Source organism: Mycobacterium sp. (assembly GCF_039583805.1).
GTDB lineage: Bacteria > Actinomycetota > Actinomycetes > Mycobacteriales > Mycobacteriaceae > Mycobacterium.
In genome coordinates this window covers 1-1,817 of the sequence record NZ_JAVKSH010000193.1, presented here as the reverse complement: position 1 = coordinate 1,817, position 1,817 = coordinate 1, and the positions used below count along the sequence as shown (strand labels likewise).

Below are 1,817 nucleotides of genomic sequence, written 5' to 3'. Positions count from 1 at the left end.
TGGCTGGCCGAGGGCCTGCTGCCCTACCTGCCGCCGGACGCGCAGGATCGGCTCTTCGAGCGGCTCACCGCGCTGAGCGCGCCGGGCAGTCGGGTCGCGGTCGAGGCGTTCAGGATGGGCGCGGCCGACAACGAGCGACGCCGGGCCGCTCGGCGCGCCCGGTTCGAGCGGATGCGCGAACGGCTGGGCTTGTCGGTCAACGTCGAGGCGTTGACCTACCACGACGACGGCCGCGCGGACGCCGGGACGTGGCTGACCGACCACGGCTGGCAGGTGTACGCGGTGGGCAACGCCGAAGAAATGGCCCGCCTGGGCCGACCGATACCGCAGGACCTGGTCGAGGCGACCGTCACCAGCACGCTGCTGCGGGCGCGTCTCGCGGCGGCCGGCTGAACCGGAGAAGGAGGATCACGATGAGCGGTTTGCGCACCGACGACGACACCTGGGACATCGCCACCAGCGTGGGCTCCACCGCGGTGATGGTGGCGGCCGCCCGCGCCGTCGAATCCGAGCGCCCGGACCCGCTGATCCGCGACCCCTACGCGAAAGTCCTTGTTTCCCAGGCAGGTATCGACGCCTTCGAGGCTATGCTCGACGAGGCGATGGTCGCCAAGGTGGAGGCGCTGGACCCGGAGACCGCGGCCGTCTTCCAACACATGCGCAACTACCAGGCGGTGCGCACGCACTTCTTCGACCGCCACTTCGCCGACGCAGTGCACGCCGGGATCCGTCAGGTCGTGATCCTGGCGTCCGGGCTGGATTCGCGGGCCTACCGGCTGGACTGGCCGGCCGGCACGGTGGTCTACGAGATCGACCAGCCCATGGTGCTGGCCTACAAGTCGCAGACGCTGGCCGTGCACGGTGCGGCGCCGTCGACTGAACGCCGCGAGGTGCCCATCGACCTGCGCCAGGACTGGCCGACCGCGCTGCGCGCCGCGGGCTTCGACCCGGCGTCGCCGACCGCCTGGCTCGCCGAGGGCCTGCTGATGTATCTGCCCGCCGAGGCTCAGGACCGGTTGTTCGAGCAGATCACCGCGATGAGCGCGCCGGGCAGCCGGGCCGCCGCCGAGACCGCGGCCAGCCACGCCGACGACCGGCGCCAGGAGATGCGCGAGCGATTCCAGAAGGTGGCCGACGAGCTGGGCTTCGAACAGACCGTCGACGTGCACGACCTGATCTACCACGACGAGCACCGCGCGGACGTCGCCGCCTGGCTGAACGGGCACGGCTGGCGGGCCACCGCGCAGAACTCCGGCGACGAGATGCGCCGGCTGGACCGCTGGGTGGACGGCGTGCCGATGGGCGACGACAAGGACGCGTTCTCGCAATTCGTGACCGCGCAACGGCTTGCCTGACGCGCCTGTTGCCCGACCCGGCGGTTGACTAGGATCAGGGGGTTCCTACGGTCAGAAAGGGAATCCCATGACCACCCAAGCCGCAGCAAACACCGCGAGCGCACCGGATATCTCGCACATCGTCGAGCGGTTACGCAAGACCTTCGCCAGCGGGCGGACCCGCAGTGTCCAGTGGCGCCGCGCCCAACTGGTCGCGCTCGAGAAGATGATGCTCGAGAACGAGGAAAAGATCGCCGACGCGCTGCAGACCGACCTGTGCCGTAAACCGTTCGAAACCTATATGGCCGACACCGCCGCCACCGCGAGTGAGGCGAGGTACGCGGCCAAGCACGTCAAGAAGTGGATGCGCCGCAGATATCTGCGCCTCGAGGCTCCGCAGCTGCCCGGCCGCGGCTGGGTGGAGTACGAGCCCTACGGCACCGTGCTCGTCATCGGCGCCTGGAACTACCCGATCTACCTGAC

General features: G+C 69.7%; 2 protein-coding genes and 1 pseudogene. All 3 read left to right on the top strand.

Going from position 1 to position 1,817, the window contains the following annotated elements:
• Nucleotides 1–393 (top strand): annotated as a pseudogene (locus ABDW21_RS16860) (SAM-dependent methyltransferase); the annotation flags it as partial.
• A 20-nt stretch (nucleotides 394–413) separates the two neighbouring features.
• Nucleotides 414–1,355 (top strand): class I SAM-dependent methyltransferase, encoded by a 942-nt coding sequence (locus ABDW21_RS16855; protein ID WP_343710781.1) that lies wholly within the window; start codon nucleotides 414–416, stop codon nucleotides 1,353–1,355.
• 67 nt (nucleotides 1,356–1,422) lie between these two features.
• Nucleotides 1,423–1,817, top strand: a 395-nt coding sequence (locus ABDW21_RS16850; RefSeq protein ID WP_343710780.1) for an aldehyde dehydrogenase family protein, incomplete at its 3' end; no start/stop codon positions are given.

What these genes read in the sequence shown, in the direction of transcription:
- ABDW21_RS16855 (WP_343710781.1), top strand. Translation starts at nt 414, where the DNA reads ATGAGCGGTTTGCGCACCGACGACGACACCTGGGACATCGCCACCAGC.